The organism is Corticicoccus populi, from assembly GCF_042686195.1.
Lineage (GTDB): Bacteria > Bacillota > Bacilli > Staphylococcales > Salinicoccaceae > Corticicoccus > Corticicoccus populi.
In genome coordinates this window covers 1-695 of the sequence record NZ_JBHUOQ010000006.1, presented here as the reverse complement: position 1 = coordinate 695, position 695 = coordinate 1, and the positions used below count along the sequence as shown (strand labels likewise).

The following is a 695-nucleotide window of genomic DNA, read 5'->3' as shown; positions in this document are numbered from 1 at the left end:
TGTCGTAGACCCGAAACCAGGTGATCTACCCATGTCCAGGCTGAAGTTCAGGTAACACTGAATGGAGGGCCGAACCGACTTACGTTGAAAAGTGACCGGATGAGGTGTGGGTAGCGGAGAAATTCCAATCGAACCTGGAGATAGCTGGTTCTCTCCGAAATATATTTAGGTATAGCCTCATAAAAGCATCGTGGAGGTAGAGCACTGTTTGGACGAGGGGCCCATCCCGGGTTACCGAATTCAGACAAACTCCGAATGCCATGGATGTGATTTATGGGAGTCAGACAGTGGGTGATAAGGTCCATTGTCGAGAGGGAAACAGCCCAGACCACCAGCTAAGGTCCCAAAATATATGTTAAGTGGAAAAGGATGTGGCGATGCACAGACAACTAGGATGTTGGCTTAGAAGCAGCCATCATTTAAAGAGTGCGTAATAGCTCACTAGTCAAGTGACGCCGCGCCGAAAATGTACCGGGGCTAAACATATTACCGAAGCTGTGGATTTTTTTAGAAAAATGGTAGGAGAGCGTTCCAATGGCAGAGAAGCATGATCGTGAGGACATGTGGAGCGATTGGAAGTGAGAATGCCGGTGTGAGTAGCGAAAGACGGGTGAGAATCCCGTCCACCGAATGACTAAGGTTTCCAGAGGAAGGCTCGTCCGCTCTGGGTTAGTCGGGACCTAAGCCGAGGCAAA

General features: G+C 49.5%; 1 rRNA gene. It reads left to right on the top strand.

The features are described 5' to 3' along the window. Window positions 1–695: ribosomal RNA gene (locus ACFSX4_RS14090) — 23S ribosomal RNA — on the top strand; the annotation flags it as partial.